Genomic DNA, 19175 nt, shown 5'->3' on the forward strand with positions numbered 1-19175 from the left:
TGGATGCTAGTTTTATCTTTGAATGAACAGTTTATTTGCTTTTTGATATCCTCGTGGTAAGAGCTGACCTTTCCCCCCTCTCTTACCAATATATTTCTGAAGATCATCACCTTTTAGTTTTAATTGTTGCTGTCCAGCAACCACTTGAATTATTTCATCTAAATTAAGCATTGTCATGGATACAATTTGATCTTTTGCTTCGAGTTGTATCAATTTATTACCTTTACCTTTATTCAGACTTGGTAATTCTGACAACTCGACCACCAGCATACGACCGGCTGAACTGAGCAAAGCCACATGGGTGGCCTGTTCAATCGCTTGCAATTGCATCGCTTTGCCATCTTCAGGCACAGTCAGGAAAGATTTACCTGCTTTGGCATTGGTATCCAGTTGTTTCGCCTGGGTTTTGAAACCATAACCTTTAGAACTCAAGGCCAAAACTTCCGTATCATCCTCGGCAATAAATACCTGAATGAAACCCACACCGCTGGCTGGAGCCAGTTTGGAACTCAACGGTTCGCCCAGACCACGTGCCGATGGCAAACTGTTAATCGCCAGTGCATAACTGCGCCCGGTTTCATCCAGCACATATACTTTCTGGTTGGATTTACCTTGCGCATGACTTAAATATTGGTCACCGGCACGGAAATTCAGGTTTTCTGCATCCACTTCATGGCCTTTGGCTGAACGGATCCAGCCTGCTTCAGACAATACTACCGTTACAGGATCGGCCGGTAACATGTCCTGTTCATTGATTGCCTGGGCATCGGCACGACGCACGATTGGTGAACGACGGTCATCGCCGAACTTTTTCGCATCGTCTTTCAGTTCAGTGATAATCAGGTTTTTTAAAGATTCCGGATTGGCCAGCTGTTCACGAATAATGGCCGCGCGTGCTTCCAGTTCTTCCTGTTCACGGCGCATTTCCATTTCTTCAAGACGTGCCAAATGACGTAACTTGAGTTCTAAAATGGCTTCGGCCTGAATTTCATCAATATTGAAATGTGACATCAACACCGGTTTCGGCTGATCTTCTTCACGAATAATGCGAATCACTTCATCAATATTTAAATAGGCAATGATCAGACCCGCGAGAATGTGCAGGCGTTTTTCAATTTTATTTAAATGATATTGCAGACGGCGAGTTACGGTATTTTTACGGATTTCAATCCATTCCAGCAAAATGCGACGAATCGATTTCACTTGCGGACGGCCATCAGCACCAATCATGTTCATGTTGACACGATAGCTGGTTTCCAGGTCAGTCGTCGCAAATAAATGACTCATTACCGCTTCGGCATCAATGCGGTTGGAACGCAGCACAATCACCAACCGGGTCGGATTCTTATGATCCGATTCATCGCGTAGATCACTGACCAAGGGCAATTTTTTCGCCTGCATTTGATCGGCAATCTGGGTAATCACTTTGGAACCCGACACCTGATACGGTAAATCCGTAATCACGATTTCATTTCTTTCTATTTTATAGACCGCACGCATACGGTAACTGCCACGTCCTGTGGTCTGTATTTTAAGCAGTTCTTCAGGGGCAGTAATAATTTCGGCTTTGGTCGGCAAGTCTGGGGCTGGAATATATTCCGCCACTTTTTCATCGGACAGGTTCGGATTGCGGATCAGGGCAATGGTGCCTTTCACCACTTCACGCAAGTTATGCGGTGGAATATCGGTCGCCATCCCCACAGCAATGCCTGTGGTTCCGTTCAATAAGATGTTCGGTACGCGCGCAGGCAAATTCACTGGCTCTTTCATTGAACCATCGAAGTTGTCCTGCCAGTCACAGGTGCCCTGCCCAAGTTCAGACAAGAGCACTTCACTATATTGCGACAGTTTGGCTTCGGTATAACGCATGGCCGCGAAGGATTTTGGATCATCCGGCGAACCCCAGTTACCTTGACCTTCAATAAAAGGATAACGATAGCTAAATGGCTGAGCCATCAGCACCATGGCTTCATAACAGGCAGAATCACCATGTGGATGATACTTACCCAGTACATCACCTACGGTACGGGCAGATTTTTTCGGCTTGCCGCTATGCTTTAAACCCAATTCACTCATCGCATAGACAATGCGGCGCTGTACTGGTTTTAAACCGTCACTGATATGCGGCAATGCACGATCCATAATCACGTACATGGCATAGTTAAGATAAGCTTGTTCAGTAAATTCGGCTACGGAACGATTTTCTGTCGCATGATGCACAAGGCTAGTCATAAAAGCGTGAAATCCTAAATAATTCGTTTTTGTATATACGTTGTTATGCTATGTCGCAGGTGCGGACTACACAAGGGCAGTAACCCACACTCTGCGACAAATTGTGTCTTATGGACTAAAAATATCCATTTTATAATGACCAATCAACTAAAAAATCGGCAATTCTATAAACCAATCGACTCTAAGGTTTTACCTTTGGTTTCTTCACCCAGCAGCAGAATGATCAGTGCCACGGCAACTAAAACAGCAGTAAACATCATAAACACATAGCTGAAGCCATGATCGAGCACCATGATATGGGTCACTGCAAATGGCGCAAAAATACCGCCAATACGACCAATAGCCGCAGCCCAGCCCGAACCAAAGGCACGGATATTGGCTGGATACTGTTCTGGTGTGTATGTATAGAGTACACCCCAAGCCCCGAGGTTAAAGAAGGACATCAAGCAACCCCACACTACAATCTGGGTCACATTGTCCGCTTGACCAAAGAAATAGGCAGATACTGCACACATAGCAATAAAACCGGCCAAGGTTGCCTTACGCCCCAGTTTTTCCACTAGCCATGCCGCAGCAATATAACCTGGCAATTGTGCCAGAATCATTACCAGCACATATTCAAAAGACTTCACAATGGTATAGCCTTCTTTGACCAGCAAACTTGGCAGCCAGGTAAAAATACCATAGTAGGAAAATACGATACCGAACCAGATTAACCAGAGCATGAGGGTACGGCGGGCAAAGATGCCAGACCAGAGCTGTGAGAAACTAATGTCATGCTTTTCAGCGACCGGTTTGACTTCAAAAATTTCAATTACTTCTACGCCGCATTGTGCTTCAATCTTTTTCACCAAAGCATGCGCTTCTTTATGTCGACCCCGGTTAATGAGGTACGGTACAGATTCCGGCACCATTTTCCAGATCACGATGGCATATAGCGCAGGAATACCGCCAATCAGAAAAGCAGTATGCCAGCCAAAATCTGGAATAATAAAACGCGAAACCAGCGCTGCAACCAGCCAGCCCAAACCCCAGAAACTTTCCAGCAATACAATAAAGCGGCCACGGACATGCGCTGGAATATATTCGCTCACTAGCGTTACGGCCACAGGCAACTGACCACCCAATCCAAGCCCCACAATAAAACGGAACACCAGCAACCAGGTCAGGTTTGGCGCAAAAGCACAGGCTGCTGTTGCCAGGCTATAAATGACCAGAGTTGAGGCAAAAACCGTTTTACGCCCCCAGCGATCTGCAAGACCGCCTGAACATACCGCACCAATCGCCATACCAATAAAACCGATGGAAACCACCCAGCTTTTATCATCCGGCGTCATGGCCCAGTCTTCTGCCATTTTTGCCAGAATAAAGGAAATCAACCCTGTATCCATGGCATCGAACATCCAGCCCAGACCAATCACCCAGAGCAAGGTATAGTGAAACTTACCAATCGGTAAACGTTGTATACGTGAGACTAAATCCATAACAAGATCTCTGATTTGGTAAAAGAATAGATGCTGCTTTCCCAACAGGATTTATGATTTTATTGATTTTTATACACTCATTTAAAGATCGTGGCCGCTCATTTCATCGGTCATTGATCCTTTTAAAGCAATATTCTATGAAGCATCTTTGGAAGATGCAGACTGGTCATCATCATCTTTATAAATAAATTTCGGCATTTCCAGACCGAAATAGATGGCAATACAGCGTAAAGAAAAACCAAAGATTAAAGTCGAAATGACGGTCACTTCCAGTGAGAAACCAATCTCTTGGCAGACCCAATAACAGATGACGGAAACAAAAGAAATACTGGCATACAGTTCACGACGGAACACCAAAGGCACATCGTTACACAGAATATCACGTAGAATACCGCCAGAAACTCCAGTTAACACGCCAGCTACCGCAGAGACCACAAAGCCATGCCCCATTTCCAAGGCAATCTGACATCCAATCACGGTAAAGCCAATCAGTCCCATGGCATCCAGTATCAAGAAAATCGAGCGTAAATGGCGCATCCATTTCGCAATCAGGATGGTGACAAAGGCCGCAGCACAGGTTAGCACCAAATATTCAGGATGTTTAACCCAGGTCAGCGGATAATGCCCCAGCAATACATCGCGAACTGAACCGCCACCCAGTGCTGTCACACAGGCGATCAGCGTTACCCCAAACCAATCCATACTACGCCGGCCTGCCGACAGTGCACCTGTCATAGCTTCAGCCGTAATCGCAATAATATAAATGACCAATAGCAACATTGCCCTTCTTCCACTGAGGGTAATCGATGCGCGATATTCTAAGGCAAATCTGCAGGAAAGTTACAAAAATTGCGCACAACATTGCTTAAATTTTTTCCCCGAACCACAAATGCAAGGCTGTTTCATTGTGATATGCAGATCTGTGGTCGGATCCAGAAAATACCAAATTCCGTTTTGCTGGACAAAATGTGAAATTTCATGATGAATCTGGACCTGTTGACCATCATGGTAATGTGCCTTGAATTCGACCTGCGCATGACATTTGTCCAGTTTCTCCTGTGCCTGCACCACTTCCAGCTTAAGCCACTGATTGGCTTTACTCCAGTCGGCAATAGCTGCCACATCCAGTGCCTGTTGCTGCCCTAATGCAGTGGTTTTCACAATATAGTCAATTTCATGCTTGGCAAAGGCACTATAACGCGAACGCATCAACTGTTCTGCACTTTGCGCCTTGGCTTGCCCCAAATGTAGCGGCTGGCAACAGCTGGCGTAATCACCTCGACCACATGGACAGTTTGCTTCTGACATCAATTTTTCCAACTTGAATTAATAATAAAAATAGCCCGACATCGCGGGCTATTTTAATTCAATCTTGATGTTTAAAGAGCATCTGCGAGGATGAAATTAATCTTCAGCCGCATCTGGATTGAGCGGGATGATATGGACCTTATCAATTTTATGACCGTCCATAGTGACCACTTCGAAGATATAATTGTCCGCTTCCAGTTTGGCCCCACTTTCCGGCAAACGTCCCAGATGGAACAGGATATAACCGGACAAGGTTGAATACTGCTCGGACTCATCTACCAGGTCGCTATCTAAAAGCAAGGACACATGACGAATATCGGTCGAACCTTCCAGGATTAAAGTTCCATCTTCCAGACTTTCTGCAGCCGTTTCAAATTCATCTTCATCCGGGAATTCACCGGCAATGGCTTCCAGCACATCAATCGGAGTAGCCACCCCTTCAATCGAACCGTATTCATTCAGTACAATCGCCATTTGTAGCGGTGCCTGACGCAATTGTTCCATCACCATCAATACCTGGGCATTTTCATGCACAATCACCGGCTCGCGCAAATGACCTTCAAAATTCATTTTTCCGGTTTCAATGTATTCGTTCATGACTTTATGGGTCAGCACCACACCGGCAATATTGTCCAGCTCACCATGCGCCACAATCAAACGTGAATGGGTGGTGCTTAATAACTGCTCTTTAATGGAGCTTTCATCTTCATCCAGATCAATCCACTCCAGTTCTGGACGCGGAGTCATCACTGATTTTACTGGGCGCTCAGAAAGACCCAGCACACCTTGTACCATCACACTATGATACATTCCGTTGTCTTCATTAAAGACTTCATCGGCAAAGGCACGGGTCGCCAGCACATCTTCAGCTTCATTGTTTTGCGATTCGCTTTTACCACCCAGCATACGCATAACCGCAGAAGCCGTGCGATAACGCAAGTCGGTCGTGGTCACCATGCGTTCCTGATTACGGCGCATGGTCTGGTTGATAAATTCCACCACCACAGAGAAACCAATCGCGGCGTATAGATAACCTTTAGGAATATGGAAACCGAAACCTTCAACAATCAGTGAAAAACCAATCATCATCAGGAAGCCAAGGCACAGAATCACCACGGTTGGATGTCTGTTCACAAAGCTCATCAGCGGTTTAGATGCCCATAACATGATGCCGACGGCAATCACCACGGCAATCATCATCACCGACAGGTCTTTGACCATGCCCACTGCAGTAATCACGCTATCTAAAGAGAATACTGCGTCGAGCACCACAATCTGAACGATTACCATCCAGAATGCAGCATGCACCGGGTTTTCTTCTTTTTGCGGTTGAGCACCTTCTATGCGCTCATGTAATTCCATGGTGCCTTTAAATAAAAGGAATACGCCACCAAACAGCAGAATCAGGTCACGACCGGAAAAAGGATGATCCAGAACATGGAACAGTGGCTGGGTCAAGGTCACGACCCAGGCAATGGAAGCCAGTAAAATTAAGCGCATACCCAAGGCTAGGAGCAACCCGACGATACGACCGGCATTACGCTGTTCTGGAGGCAGTTTTTCCGCCAAAATGGCAATAAAAACCAGGTTGTCGATACCCAGTACAATCTCTAAAACCACTAAAGTTGCCAATCCAATCCATGCTGATGGATCTGACATCCATTCAAAGATCATTGGATGTTCTCCTGTGCAGGATGATGAAGGACTGATTTTAGAAGGTTCATATTAAAATCGCTGAATATGCGATGAACAGCATGCTGGATATTTTTTGCGAAAGCATTAAAGTGTTCAGAGCGAGGACAACCACTACCCATGTTAATTCATTTGTTGGAAAACAGATTTTTAGTATAGCAAGATGAAGTAGAAATTCATCTTTTTTTCCTTATCGTGCTCTTTTCATTCCTGCAATTTCAACAAATCTTTGCAAATCCATTTTGTCACTGCCCCAACTTTGTCATATTTAACAGTTAAGCTAGAGACTGAAAAAATAAAATGCTATGGTAAAAAAATATAATGATGAACAGTGTATTAAAAATGACTCCCAAACATAACAATCCTACTCCCAAAACAACTCAACCTTTAATTGCACTCTACTGTGGTTCACGTTCAGGCAATAAACCGATTTATCAGGAAAAAGCTGTGGCTTTGGCTCAAACACTTGCAGATCTGGGTTTCGGCATGGTTTATGGTGGCGCCAGTATTGGCCTGATGGGGCAAGTGGCAGATGCCGTCAGACAACGTGGTGGTGAAACGGTCGGGGTGATTCCTGAATTCATGCTGGATTATGAAATTGCGCATCATCAGCTGACCGAATTACACATTGTACAAAGCATGCATGAACGCAAAGCCATGATGGCTGAGCGGGCCAGTGCTTTTGTCGCCTTACCCGGTGGCTTAGGCACTTTTGAGGAAATTCTGGAAATTGCCACTTGGGGACAGCTGAATCAGCACCAGAAACCAATGATGCTGTACAACGTGAATGGCTTTTATGATGCCCTGATCACCCAGCTGGATCACGCGGTCAGTGAAGGTTTTTTACCGCCGCAGCATCGGGCCAAACTGATTGTCTGCAATCATGCCGATCAAATTATCACAGCCATTAAAAATTTGAGTGCACCTAAACACTTTGCCATTTAAGCCAAATTCTACCTATAAAAAAGCGAGCCCAGAGCTCGCTTTTTTGATTGCTCGAGTTACTTTATAAATTTGAAATAAAGTTATAGAACCAAGGCAAAGTGGTGGCGAGCACAATACTCATGATCAAACCCACCATCAGCTTCATGGCATCTTTACTGACGTTACGTGAAGTGCGGTATTTATTGACTTCCGCCAGATGCATCGACATGGCAAATTCACGACCTGCAAGCAGCCCCAGGAACACCCAGGTGGTACTCATTGGAATATTGCTCCACTCTTTAAACACCAATAAAATCAAGGCATAAATAAAGTCAATAATGGTCGCAGAACGAATATCGGCAACCCCGGTTTTGGTGTCGATAATTTTCTGGATTGCCCCACCGCGTTGGTAGAAAATCATACCCAACAGAATGATAAACACCAGAATTGCAAAAATTAAAAATTCCAGCGGAACCTGACGCGGCACATAGACAAAAATATTGGCCAGATCCTGAATCAGCCACTGGCTCCACAGAAACGCTGTAGATACCCATTGCAGGCCAATCCAGATATGTGAGGGTTTATGGTCTCGGGTTTTACTGAAATAAACCGAAATACCTTTAATCACAAAGCGATAGACAATGATGGCAACTACAAATGCCACGGCGTAGCCCATCATCGATTTGGTCAACATCGACCCCAGACTGCTCGGCGAAAAAATGGTGAGGACTAAAAATGTGGTACTAACCGGAATGCCATATTTGGTTAAAAGAATCAGCAAGATAGGCGGAACAATGTACAGCCAGGTAATTCCGCCCTCAGGAAAAGGAATAGTTTCCAGACGACCATAAGAGGCATCCCCTACCCCTGAAACCCACCAGCCATAGAGCAAAACCACTGTTAAAATACTGCTGGTATACAGCCACAGGATCCACCAGGGACGATGGGCATTGGATGAAATAAAGGTGCCCAAGGTCTGGGGCACATCGTTTCCGACAATTGAATAAGCGGCCAAACAAAAGCCTACAATCATCAAAATTTCAATTGTCATAAAAACAAAACCTTTTTCACCTATAAAAAAACCACCCAGCAGTGCCGGAGATTGCGCAAGATTATGACAGTTTTATGGCACTTTAATGACATTTGCGTAACAGGATTTTGTTAAAGCGGCTGAAAATTTAGTTAAGTGATTTTTTTATCTACATTTTTAATTTTAAAATTGTTTAATTTAAAAGCGACTTATTCTGAGCCAGAAACCCTTGAGTAAGCTGCGAATACTTCATTTGAGCTGATAGATATTTTATTTATTATAATTTTCAATTATTTTATTAGCTTAATATTATCCACGCACAACACTTTAATTTATGGGTCAATTTCAATTTTCGGCAATTGATCGCACAACTTTTTCTTACAACATCTTGAACTGATTGCTTTAAACTCTGTAAAAAAATCACTTTAATATTTTTATGAATGCCACTCCTTCGCATCAAGCCCTACAACCTGAATTCCGACTGCTGGTTCTGTTGGTATCGATCGGTTTTTTTATGCAAGGTTTGGACACCACCATTGTTAATACCGCAATTCCAGCCATGGCAGCCAATTTGGCTGAGGATCCGCTACAGATGCATAGCGTGGTTGTGGCTTATGTGCTTTCGGTAGCAGCCTGTATTCCTTTAAGCGGATGGCTGGCCGACCGTTTTGGCGTGCGTAATACCTACTTTGCCGCCATTATTATTTTTACTCTGGCCTCACTGGGCTGCGGACTGTCCAGCAGTTTAAACCAGCTGCTCTTTTATCGGGTTATTCAGGGCATTGGCGGTGCATTGTTACTTCCTGTAGGCCGGCTGGCCATGCTGAAAGTCATTCCACGCACCCAGTTTTTATCTGCCATGAGCCTGATGAGCCTGGCCGGCCTGATGGGTCCGTTGATCGGTCCGACCTTGGGCGGCTGGATGGTCGAAGTAACCACATGGCACTGGATTTTTTTAATCAATATTCCCATGGGACTTTTAGGTTGTTTAATTACCTTTAAAGCCATGCCTAATGTGACCGAGCCCAGCGTCAAGCAATTTGATTTTTCAGGTTTTATCTTACTGGTCATTGCCATGGTCGGACTTTCATTGGGTATTGAAAACTTTGCCAGTCCGCATCAATCGTTATGGTGGAGTATTGGGCTGGTAATTGCAGGTGTACTGGCTGCTATTATGTACGCCGTTCATGCTCATACGCATCACAATGCGCTGTTCCGTAGCACGTTATTTAGCAATAAAATTTATGCTATCGGCATTATCGGTAATTTCTTTGCCCGCTTAGGCGGCAACGCCATGCCTTTTTTAATTCCGCTGATGTTGCAGGTCGCCTTTGGCTTTGAACCATTTATTACCGGTTTGTTAATGATTCCAACTGTGCTTGGCTCGCTTGCTTCCAAGCCTATTATTCGCCAGATTATTCAGCGCTTTGGTTATCGTAAAGTATTGCTGGTAAATACCTTATTGGTCGGCGCCTGTATTGCCAGTTTTGCCCTGAGCACGGCGGATACCCCACTCTGGTTAAGAACCTTACATTTCTTTATTTTCGGCATGCTGAATTCTTTGCAGTTTGTTTCCATGAATACCTTGACGTTAAAGGATTTACCGCAACAGGATGCCAGCAGTGGCAACAGCTTTCTGTCAATCATCATGATGGTATCGATGAGTATTGGCGTGGCTTTGGCCGGAACCCTGGTCAATGTCTTTACCGCCTATTTCGGTAGCGAACAGATTGTGACTGCTTTCCACAGTACACTGATTTTCCTGGGCTGCATTAACCTGATTACCGCAGCCATTTTCTGGCAAATTCCACGCCACACTCCCGTTTAGTCAGATGGTAGCAGAAACAACATAGTCTGAATGTTCAGATCGCGTTATCATGTGTTTGATAAATCATGATTAAATTATCTATGTCTAATAAACGATTCGCCAAAAACAGTCATCAAAAACTCTACGCCTCTTGCATGGGTTTGGGACTGATTTGCGCTGCAATCGTATTGTATATTTTTGTCTTGCATCATAATCCTGCTTCGGCCCAGGAATATCCGGTCAAAGGTTTTGACGTGTCACATCATCAGGGCGATATTCAATGGAAACAGATTTCTCCGAAAAGCTATCAATTCGTCTATTTGAAAGCGACCGAAGGCGGTGATTTTAAAGATCGAAAATTTCAGGACTATTGGTTACAGGCACGTGAACATGGCTTGCTGGTCGGTGCCTATCATTTTTACCGTTTATGCCGTGATGGCGAAATTCAGGCACAAAACTTTATTGAAACCGTACCTAATAAAACCGATGCCTTGCCACCAGTGATTGATCTGGAATATGACAGTAACTGCATCAATACCTATACCAAAGAACAACTGCTAAAAGAAATTCAGGTCATGCATGACCGGCTATATCGGCATTATGGCAAGCAACCGATTTTCTATATTTCCAAATCATTCTATAATATTATTTTGGCAGGAGAGTTTTCAAAAACGCCGCTATGGGTCCGGGAATATCAGGGCAAGCCAGATTTAAAAGGCAAGCCGAAATGGCTGTTCTGGCAGCATACCAATCAGGGAAAAATTAAAGGCATCCCTAAAGAAGTGGACTTGAATGTGTTTAATGGTAATCAACACGACTGGATCCGTTTTCTAGAAAGAAATAATATTTATACTCAAAAATCGATTGAAAATTTACCGAAAAAATAACAGGATAAATTTAAACCTTTCACCACAATAAAAATAAAAACTGCATAAAAATGGGAAGATGATGGCAATTCAAAAAGGATTTTGGCTGGCATTGGGCATCGGCATACTTGTTCTGGTCGCTGCTGTGGTTTTACTCTTGCAACCTTCAGGTCAGGTATCTGATTTTAAAAAATGGCAATATCAGTCATCTGCAAAACAAACTCCCTCTTCAAGTCTACAGGTCAAGTTCTTTGGCGTGTCCACCCTGCTTTTCGATGATGGTAAAACACAAGTTTTGATTGACGGATTCTTTAGCCGTCCTTCGCTTTATCAGGTGCTGTTTCAGAACATTCAAAGTCAGCCTGAACTGATCCGGCAGATGATTCAGCAACAACATTTGCAGCGCACACAAGCCATTTTTGTCACGCATTCACATTATGATCATGCGCTGGATATTGCCGAACTTGCAAGACAGCTTCCGCAGACTAAAATTATTGGCTCCAAAAGTAGTCTCAATATCGCCCGCGGCGGACAGGTTGCAGAACAGCAACTCATTCAGGTTCAACCCTGGCATACCCTCAGTTTTGGCGAGTTTAAAGTTACTACAATTGCTTCACAACATACCCCGCCCACTGCCGTAAACAATGACTTAGGTGAGGAAATTAAACAGCCGCTGCAACTTCCTGCGCGTTTTTCTGAATTTAAGGAAGGACATAGCTTTGATTATTTAATTGAACATCAAGGGCATAAAATTTTAGTCAAAGCCAGTACCGGTGCTGTTCCGGATCAGCTGAAAAATTTAAAGGTCGATACTTTATTTTTAGGTATTGCCCAGCTTTCCCGCCAATCAGAACAATTTCAGCAAAACTATCTCGATCAAACCCTAAGAGCCTTAAAGCCGAAAGTAGTCATACCGATTCATTGGGATAACTTTTTCCAAGCCGGGAATCAGCCGCTAGAGTTTTTACCGTACCTGGCAGATAATACCGAGCAAAGTTTAAAAATCCTCATTCAGGCAGCCGAGCAACAACACACCCGGCTGGTTTTACTCAGTCAACCTGTGTCGTATCCACTTGATCTTGCACTACAATCTAATTCATCAAAATGAGAGACTAAATCCAGATGCGAGCAGCAAAATTTAGGACTGCATGAGAAAAATCATTCACATCGATATGGATGCCTTTTTTGCATCTGTGGAACTGAAAGACCGGCCGGAGTTAAAGCATTTGCCGGTGGTCGTGTCTTCACATCACCCACGGGCCGTGATTTGTGCAGCGTCCTACCCTGCGCGCGAGTTTGGCTTACGCTCTGCCATGTCGATGGCACAAGGCCGCAAGCTTTGCCCACACGTGGTCGTGATTGAACCCAATTTTGAAAAATATCGTGACATCTCTGTGCAGATTCATCAGATATTTCAGCGTTATACGCTGCTCATTGAACCCTTGTCTTTAGATGAAGCCTATCTGGATGTCACTGAAAACCTGCAAAATATTCCGAGTGCCACAGAAGTTGCCATGCGGATACGGGAAGATATTTTCCAAATGACAGGTTTAACAGCCTCTGCCGGAGTGGCGCCAAATAAATTTTTAGCCAAAATTGCTTCAGACTGGAACAAACCGAATGGCATTTGTGTGATTAAGCCCTCACAGGTGCAGCAGTTTATTCAGGATTTACCGCTCAAGAAAATTCCCGGTGTAGGAAAAGTGATGCAAGAAAAGCTCAAGCTGCTGCAATTGCAAACACTGGGAGATTTACAAAAAATTGAACAAAATGTACTGGTTCAACAGTTTGGAAAATATGGCAAGCGACTCTTTCTGTATGCCCAAGGCATTGATGAGCGACCTGTACAAGTTGAACGTGAACGCCAGCAAATTTCCAAGGAAACCACCTTTGATGATGACCTGACTTTAATTCAATGCCAGAGCTATTGGCCTAGGCTTATTGATCAGGTCTGGAGCAGTTTGGAGAGAAAACAACTCTGTGCACGTGGCGTTTCAGCCAAGCTCAAGTTAAAAAATTTTCAGGTCTTACAACACAGCAAGAGTTTCAGGCAGCCTTTGCAAAATCGGCAGCAACTAGAGCAGGTATTACAGCAACTGTTGATTGAAATGCATATTCCAGAACATTTTCAGTTCCGCTTAATTGGCGTTGGACTGTACCAGCTTTCGGATCAGCAAGATCAGTCTCAGCTTTCCCTTTGGTAATATTTTGAATATTTTTCAACCAAAAGAATAAAATTAGAGCAATTGATGATACACAAACATTATTTTTGCGGTACTCTATAGCCGCGATGCATTTATCCATGCAAGCGCTAAGATGCTAAAAATCACCTTTACTTTTAGCATGCTGTCCTGTGATTGGCGTGACGATCAAATCCGAATATTACAGGGCAACTCTGTGTTGAACCGCATGGTCCCTCGCTCTCGCATCTCTTCTGCACATATCTCTATAAATTCCTAAAAACAGCATATTTCCTACTGCACTGAAGCATTTTATACAGGCTGCTCACGATCACTCCGATTTGCTACGTTATGTTCTGTTGGTCTCTGTTATTTTAAAAATCTCTGCTATGGGAACGATAGCCCAACAATAACTGCGCGATGAGTCATTTACGCTAAGGGCTCATGGCATTATGATGTTGTCATCTTATTGGCTGCAGGCTGTGTACCCCGCATAGGGCTCGCAGCAATTATGCCGAAAAATACAGGACTCATATTATGGCAGTACAACGTCTGCATGTTGAAAAGCGTTTTTCTGAAATTGCCATTTCAGGCAACTTAGTACATTTAGCGGGTCAATTGGCTTCCGATACTACGCTAGATATTAAAGGTCAAACCCGACAAACTCTGAACATTATTGATCGCTTGCTGGCAGATGCAGGTACAGATAAAAGCCAGATTATGTCTGTCACTATTTACTTAAAAGATATTGAAAATGACTATACGGCAATGAATGAAATCTGGGATGCTTGGGTGGCTGATATTGAAGCTCTTCCTCGTACTTGTGTCGAAGCCAAGCTTTATGCCCCTGATGTGCTGGTAGAAATGACGGTAATTGCGGTACGTGCATCAAGTTAAAAAACTAGAAAATAAGCATGAAGTTATTCATGCTTATAATGATTTAACCTAACATTCGGATTTTCTTGCGACCCAAATCTGGATAAAAATCATACTTTTTTATTGAAGCTTCTGTTAACTGATCAAGCTGAGAATAAGCAGGCTTTTCAATTAAAAAGTCTTGTCTCAATTGAAAATATTCCGGTACATCTTCATAGCGAATTACCCGATACCCGGCCATCGCCAACAATGCATCCTGATATTGGGCATTTTGCGGGTGTCTTAACGCCATCGGATCATCCAGTGCAATAATGGCAGTAACCTGATGGTGTTCATCCAGAATTACAAAATCTGCCACCATATTGCGATATTTATGGCGCGTACGACTGTATTTGGTCGTCAACAAAGCATCAAATGAAACATGAGCCAACACGGTACTGTGCGGCAGTATTTCTTTGAGGCGTGTAAATGTTAGCTGTTCACTAATATTAAAAATAGCTCTTTGTTTTAAAGCACTATCTTGCTGTTTGGTACTGCTTTCCAGACTTTTCCAAGCCTTCAGTAAAACGCCAAACAGAAGTAAACTTCCGACCAAAATATAAATTATCATCCTCTTAATCCTTTAAATTTTTATAGTCTTTCCGGTGTCACACCGATGATTGTTATGAAATTCAGTATACAACGATTATTTTTATTAAATATTTCAAGTAAACAAACTGCATTTAATCATGACGAAATCATCATAAATGCTGACATAAAGTTGCACTGATTTTATTTTTACATCTATGCCTAGATTTAATCCCTCATCAGACACAAAAGTACTGTATCGCAAGGCGCAGTAAGGATGCAAGATTACTTTCTAATATTGTCCTACAATTCCGACGAGCTGTTTTGATTACATGCTATTTAACTCAATAATAAAAAAAGGACGCCTAAGCATCCTTTTTTTACTTTTAAATCAAGCTCTTGATTTCGATTTAGATCTGTTTTTAGATTTAGGACCAGCAAATGGGCGTTTCTCGCCGGTTTCGCGTGGTGGTAAGCCAGTATGTTGGGTCAAGATCTGGCCTTTTTGAGGACGATTATTACCATTTGTATTCGCAACATTACGTGATTGATTACGTGCAGTATTTTCACCGGTACGTTTTGCAGAATCCCCCGCCAAGGTCGAGTTTTTCTTGCGTGCCGACTGATATTGTCCTTCTGTGCCTTGTGGCTGGTAGCTCGGAATCAAATGCTGTTTAGAATTACCAATCAAATCCTGACGCCCCATTTCTTTCAAAGCTTCACGTAACATTGGCCAGTTATTTGGATCATGGTAACGCAAGAAAGCCTTATGCAAGCGACGACGCTTCTCACCTTTGACAATATCGACATTTTCAGTATAACGCGCCACTTTCGCCAGCGGGTTTTTACCGGTGTAATACATGGTCGTTGCGGTTGCCATCGGTGATGGGTAGAAGGTTTGTACCTGATCGGCACGGAAACCATTCTTCTTCAACCAAATAGCCAGGTTCATCATGTCGTAGTCCGTGGTACCCGGATGCGCAGCGATGAAGTAAGGAATCAGATACTGTTCCTTGCCTGCTTCTTTACTGTAACGATCAAACATTTGCTTGAAGCGGTCATACGTACCAATACCCGGCTTCATCATTTTATTGAGCGGACCTTTTTCGGTATGCTCTGGCGCAATTTTTAAGTAACCACCCACATGATGGGTTACAAGTTCTTTGACATATTCAGGGTTTAAAACCGCAAGATCATAACGTAGGCCTGAACCAATCAGAATCTTTTTAATGCCCGGCAACGAACGCGCTTTACGATACAACTGCGTCAATGGCGCATGATCGGTATGCAAGTTCTGACATACGCCCGGGAATACGCACGATGGTTTACGACAGTTTTTTTCAATCTCAGGATCTTTACAGGCCAAACGGTACATGTTGGCTGTTGGACCACCTAAATCGGAGATAATTCCAGTAAAGCCCGGAGCCGTATCACGAATTTTTTCCACTTCACGTAAGATAGATTCTTCAGAACGGTTCTGAATAATACGACCTTCATGTTCGGTAATTGAACAGAATGTACAACCACCGAAACAGCCACGCATGATATTCACCGAGAACTTAATCATGTCAAAAGCTGGGAAACGTGCATTGCCATACGATGGATGTGGCAGACGTGCATATGGCAGGTCAAATACATAATCCATTTCTTCGGTAGTGAGCGGAATTGGCGGTGCATTCAGCCATACATCACGTTCACCATGCTTTTGGACTAAAGCACGAGCATTACCCGGGTTGGTTTCAAGATGTAAAATACGGTTGGCATGTGCATACAGTACCGGATCATTCGCGACTTCTTCAAATGCAGGCAAACGAATCACCGCCAATTCACGCGGCGGTAATTTATGTTTAATCGCTTTAGATGCAGGTTGTAGCTGTACAATTTGCGTATCGGCATCCAGCAGATCGCCTTCACGGACAATCGGATTGCTCACAATTTCTTTTTGGAAATTTTGATATTGAGTTAAAGAATTACCTTTGTCTTTTTCAATTTCACAGCCATCCAAATCCTCAGTCATCACATAAGGATTGATGATTGGATCGACACGGCCAATCGCATCGACATCATTGGATGCAATTTCAACAAATTTGGCTTTAGATGCACGGTTATGTTTATTGACGATAAATGCCGTACCACGTACATCGGTGATATCCGTAATTTTTTCGCCCTTGGCCAAACGGTGCATCACTTCAGTAATTGAACGTTCACCATTACCATACATCAACAAGTCGGCTTTAGAATCCATCAAGACTGAACGACGGACTTTATCTGACCAATAATCATAATGCGCAATACGACGTAACGATGCTTCAATACCGCCGAGCAATACCGGCACATCTGGATAAGCTTCACGAACACGCTGGCAATATACAGTGGCTGCACGGTCAGGGCGTTTATTCGGTACATTGTCTGGAGAATAAGCATCGTCAGAACGGATTTTACGATCTGCGGTATAACGGTTGATCATGGAGTCCATATTCCCTGCCGTTACACCCCAGGCAATATTTGGTTTACCCAATACGCGGAACGCATCCACGCTGGTCCAGTCCGGCTGAGCAATAATCCCGACACGGAAACCCTGAGCTTCTAGCGTGCGGCCAATAATGCCTGAACAGAAAGAGGGATGGTCGATATAGGCATCGCCACAGACCAAAATAAAGTCACAGCTGTCCCAGCCGAGTTGATCCATCTCCTCGCGTGACATCGGCAAAAATGGCGCAGGTTCAAAACAAGACGCCCAATATTTGTCGTAATCAAACAACGCTTTTGGCGCAGTCTGCATGGTATAAGCAGTAGACATGGCTAGCAATTCTCGGCTGGCAGATGATAGGAGATCTAAAAATAAGATCAAAGATGAAAGCCGAGCATTTTAGCATGAATTTGACTCAGCTTGCTTGATTATAATTTGTACAAAACCAGGGAGTTAATTTATTCTAAATAAAAATCACTTTCGACATTGCTGAACCTAGAATATCTGGCTAATTTGCAATGCGATGTTTGAGTTTCAAGGTTAAAAGTAAACCCAATCCTAAAACCAGACTGATAAAGCAGGTTAAACCGGTCCAGCCCAATTTCTCCCAAACCAAACCACTACTACTTCCCATTATGCTGGAACCTATGTAGTAGCAAAATAAATATAAAGATGAACCCACAGCCCGATACTGTAACGACTGTAAGGAAACCCAGCTACTGCAAGTTGAATGACCCGCAAAGAACGAAAAAGTAAAAATAAGCAGCCCCAATAAAACCATGACTATGGAAGGAATCAACATGATCCATAAACCTAGCAGCATGCTCAGTAACATCAGCGGTAAAACTTTGTCACGTCCAAATTTCCGACTCCAGCTAGCAGCACGAGGTGAACTATAAATTCCAGCCAAATAAGCAATTGAGATTAAACCAATCCAGATTTGTGACAGTTGAAAAGGCTTCTCCAGCAAGTGATAACTGATATAGTTAAATACGCTGACAAAGCAGCCCATCAAGATAAATCCTTGAACAAATAAAATGCGCAATTTAGGATCGGATAAATTCTTAATAAAGGATTCTTTAAAACGTGAAAACTGAATGGGATAAGCTTGGAAATGTTTTGAAGCAGGTAAAATCAAATAAAAGGTAATCGCAATGACCAGATTTAACAATCCAAGGGTTAAAGTCGCGCTCTGCCAGGAAATAAAATCAACCAGAACCCCTGCAATTAAACGTCCACCCATGCCGCCAATGGCAGTACCTGAAATATACAGTCCCATCGCAAAACCAATATCCTTTGGTGCGATTTCTTCTCCTATATAAGTCATCGCTACAGCAGCCACACCGCTGACTGTCAGCCCAATGAGTACCCGGGTAGTTAAGAATACTTCCCAAACCGGAACCAGTGAGCTCAAAATAAGTAAGCCAGATGCCAAAAATAACGAGCAAACCATAATTGGGCGACGCCCAAAGCGATCCGAAATTAATCCTGTAAATAACAACCCCATAGCCAAGGCAACGGTTGATACAGAAAGTGGAAAACTGCTTTGAGTTGGACTTACCGCAAAATATTGTGATAATAGAGGCATCATCGGCTGTATACAGTACAGGGATGAAAAAATAGCAAAGCCTGCTAGAAACAAGGAGAACAGCACTGCTTTAAAAGCAGGAGAACCATATTCAATATGATTTGAAGATGAATTTGAGGACATATCCACTCCTTAGATGAGTCCAGTATAC

The 19175-nt window shown here is 43.4% G+C and carries 15 protein-coding genes; 6 read left to right on the forward strand and 9 right to left on the reverse strand.

The annotated features are described in order from the left end of the window. Positions 1–12: 12 nt before the first annotated feature. The 5 genes from parC to B4C48_RS09505 all read right to left on the reverse strand — a co-directional run bounded on the left by parC (position 13) and on the right by B4C48_RS09505 (position 6698). Positions 13–2232, reverse strand: a complete 2220-nt coding sequence (gene parC, locus B4C48_RS09485) for a DNA topoisomerase IV subunit A (RefSeq protein ID WP_291355856.1) — start codon at positions 2230–2232, stop codon at positions 13–15. Between the two features lie 164 nt (positions 2233–2396). Further along, positions 2397–3716: an MFS transporter gene (locus B4C48_RS09490; RefSeq protein WP_291355858.1), complete on the reverse strand. Its 1320-nt coding sequence runs from the start codon at positions 3714–3716 to the stop codon at positions 2397–2399. 135 nt (positions 3717–3851) lie between these two features. After that, on the reverse strand, positions 3852–4496 hold the full coding sequence (locus tag B4C48_RS09495; RefSeq protein WP_086193105.1) for a trimeric intracellular cation channel family protein: 645 nt from the start codon (positions 4494–4496) through the stop codon (positions 3852–3854). A gap of 60 nt (positions 4497–4556) precedes the next feature. Next, entirely contained in the window at positions 4557–5024 is a 468-nt protein-coding gene (locus B4C48_RS09500; RefSeq protein WP_291355862.1) for a YchJ family protein, read from the reverse strand. A gap of 96 nt (positions 5025–5120) precedes the next feature. After that, entirely contained in the window at positions 5121–6698 is a 1578-nt protein-coding gene (locus B4C48_RS09505; protein ID WP_291355865.1) for a TerC family protein, read from the reverse strand. A 342-nt stretch (positions 6699–7040) separates the two neighbouring features. On the opposite strand from B4C48_RS09505, the gene B4C48_RS09510 reads away from it, so the two are divergent. Next, positions 7041–7661: a TIGR00730 family Rossman fold protein gene (locus B4C48_RS09510; RefSeq protein WP_291355903.1), complete on the forward strand. Its 621-nt coding sequence runs from the start codon at positions 7041–7043 to the stop codon at positions 7659–7661. A gap of 61 nt (positions 7662–7722) precedes the next feature. Here the strand turns inward: B4C48_RS09510 and B4C48_RS09515 are convergent, their stop codons facing one another. Beyond that, on the reverse strand, positions 7723–8691 hold the full coding sequence (locus B4C48_RS09515) for a hypothetical protein (protein WP_291355867.1): 969 nt from the start codon (positions 8689–8691) through the stop codon (positions 7723–7725). A 415-nt stretch (positions 8692–9106) separates the two neighbouring features. Between B4C48_RS09515 and mdtD the strand changes: the two genes are divergently transcribed. The 5 genes from mdtD to B4C48_RS09540 all read left to right on the forward strand — a co-directional run bounded on the left by mdtD (position 9107) and on the right by B4C48_RS09540 (position 14420). Further along, positions 9107–10498 carry a multidrug transporter subunit MdtD gene (mdtD, locus tag B4C48_RS09520; protein WP_291355868.1) on the forward strand — a complete coding sequence of 464 codons (1392 nt, stop codon included), beginning with the start codon at positions 9107–9109 and terminating at the stop codon, positions 10496–10498. 80 nt (positions 10499–10578) lie between these two features. Continuing rightward, on the forward strand, positions 10579–11364 hold the full coding sequence (locus B4C48_RS09525) for a GH25 family lysozyme (RefSeq protein ID WP_414631503.1): 786 nt from the start codon (positions 10579–10581) through the stop codon (positions 11362–11364). Positions 11365–11425: 61 nt separating this feature from the next. Further along, entirely contained in the window at positions 11426–12451 is a 1026-nt protein-coding gene (locus B4C48_RS09530; protein ID WP_291355870.1) for an MBL fold metallo-hydrolase, read from the forward strand. 40 nt (positions 12452–12491) lie between these two features. Then, positions 12492–13547: a DNA polymerase IV gene (dinB, locus tag B4C48_RS09535; RefSeq protein ID WP_291355871.1), complete on the forward strand. Its 1056-nt coding sequence runs from the start codon at positions 12492–12494 to the stop codon at positions 13545–13547. Positions 13548–14060: 513 nt separating this feature from the next. Beyond that, positions 14061–14420 (forward strand): RidA family protein, encoded by a 360-nt coding sequence (locus B4C48_RS09540; protein WP_291355873.1) that lies wholly within the window; start codon positions 14061–14063, stop codon positions 14418–14420. Positions 14421–14463: 43 nt separating this feature from the next. Here B4C48_RS09540 and B4C48_RS09545 read toward each other — a convergent pair whose 3' ends face one another. The 3 genes from B4C48_RS09545 to B4C48_RS09555 form a co-directional block, all read right to left on the reverse strand. Continuing rightward, the gene (locus B4C48_RS09545; protein WP_291355875.1) at positions 14464–15009 is read right to left on the reverse strand and encodes a DUF2726 domain-containing protein; all 546 of its coding nucleotides are present in this window, start codon (positions 15007–15009) and stop codon (positions 14464–14466) included. A gap of 348 nt (positions 15010–15357) precedes the next feature. Beyond that, positions 15358–17766: a YgiQ family radical SAM protein gene (locus B4C48_RS09550; RefSeq protein ID WP_291355877.1), complete on the reverse strand. Its 2409-nt coding sequence runs from the start codon at positions 17764–17766 to the stop codon at positions 15358–15360. A gap of 178 nt (positions 17767–17944) precedes the next feature. After that, positions 17945–19147 (reverse strand): MFS transporter, encoded by a 1203-nt coding sequence (locus tag B4C48_RS09555; RefSeq protein ID WP_291355879.1) that lies wholly within the window; start codon positions 19145–19147, stop codon positions 17945–17947. Positions 19148–19175: the final 28 nt, after the last annotated feature.

The sequence above is a fragment of the Acinetobacter sp. UBA3106 genome, from assembly GCA_002365595.1.
Classification (GTDB): Bacteria; Pseudomonadota; Gammaproteobacteria; order Pseudomonadales; family Moraxellaceae; genus Acinetobacter.

Coding starts and splice junctions, on each gene's coding strand:
- B4C48_RS09490 (WP_291355858.1), bottom strand. CDS start 3,716: ATGGATTTAGTCTCACGTATACAACGTTTACCGATTGGTAAGTTTCAC.
- B4C48_RS09555 (WP_291355879.1), bottom strand. CDS start 19,147: ATGTCCTCAAATTCATCTTCAAATCATATTGAATATGGTTCTCCTGCT.
- B4C48_RS09530 (WP_291355870.1), top strand. CDS start 11,426: ATGGCAATTCAAAAAGGATTTTGGCTGGCATTGGGCATCGGCATACTT.
- B4C48_RS09510 (WP_291355903.1), top strand. CDS start 7,041: ATGAACAGTGTATTAAAAATGACTCCCAAACATAACAATCCTACTCCC.
- B4C48_RS09550 (WP_291355877.1), bottom strand. CDS start 17,766: ATGTCTACTGCTTATACCATGCAGACTGCGCCAAAAGCGTTGTTTGAT.
- B4C48_RS09525 (WP_414631503.1), top strand. CDS start 10,579: ATGTCTAATAAACGATTCGCCAAAAACAGTCATCAAAAACTCTACGCC.
- B4C48_RS09505 (WP_291355865.1), bottom strand. CDS start 6,698: ATGATCTTTGAATGGATGTCAGATCCATCAGCATGGATTGGATTGGCA.
- B4C48_RS09540 (WP_291355873.1), top strand. CDS start 14,061: ATGGCAGTACAACGTCTGCATGTTGAAAAGCGTTTTTCTGAAATTGCC.
- B4C48_RS09545 (WP_291355875.1), bottom strand. CDS start 15,009: ATGATAATTTATATTTTGGTCGGAAGTTTACTTCTGTTTGGCGTTTTA.
- B4C48_RS09500 (WP_291355862.1), bottom strand. CDS start 5,024: ATGTCAGAAGCAAACTGTCCATGTGGTCGAGGTGATTACGCCAGCTGT.
- B4C48_RS09515 (WP_291355867.1), bottom strand. CDS start 8,691: ATGACAATTGAAATTTTGATGATTGTAGGCTTTTGTTTGGCCGCTTAT.
- mdtD (WP_291355868.1), top strand. CDS start 9,107: ATGAATGCCACTCCTTCGCATCAAGCCCTACAACCTGAATTCCGACTG.
- B4C48_RS09495 (WP_086193105.1), bottom strand. CDS start 4,496: ATGTTGCTATTGGTCATTTATATTATTGCGATTACGGCTGAAGCTATG.
- dinB (WP_291355871.1), top strand. CDS start 12,492: ATGAGAAAAATCATTCACATCGATATGGATGCCTTTTTTGCATCTGTG.
- parC (WP_291355856.1), bottom strand. CDS start 2,232: ATGACTAGCCTTGTGCATCATGCGACAGAAAATCGTTCCGTAGCCGAA.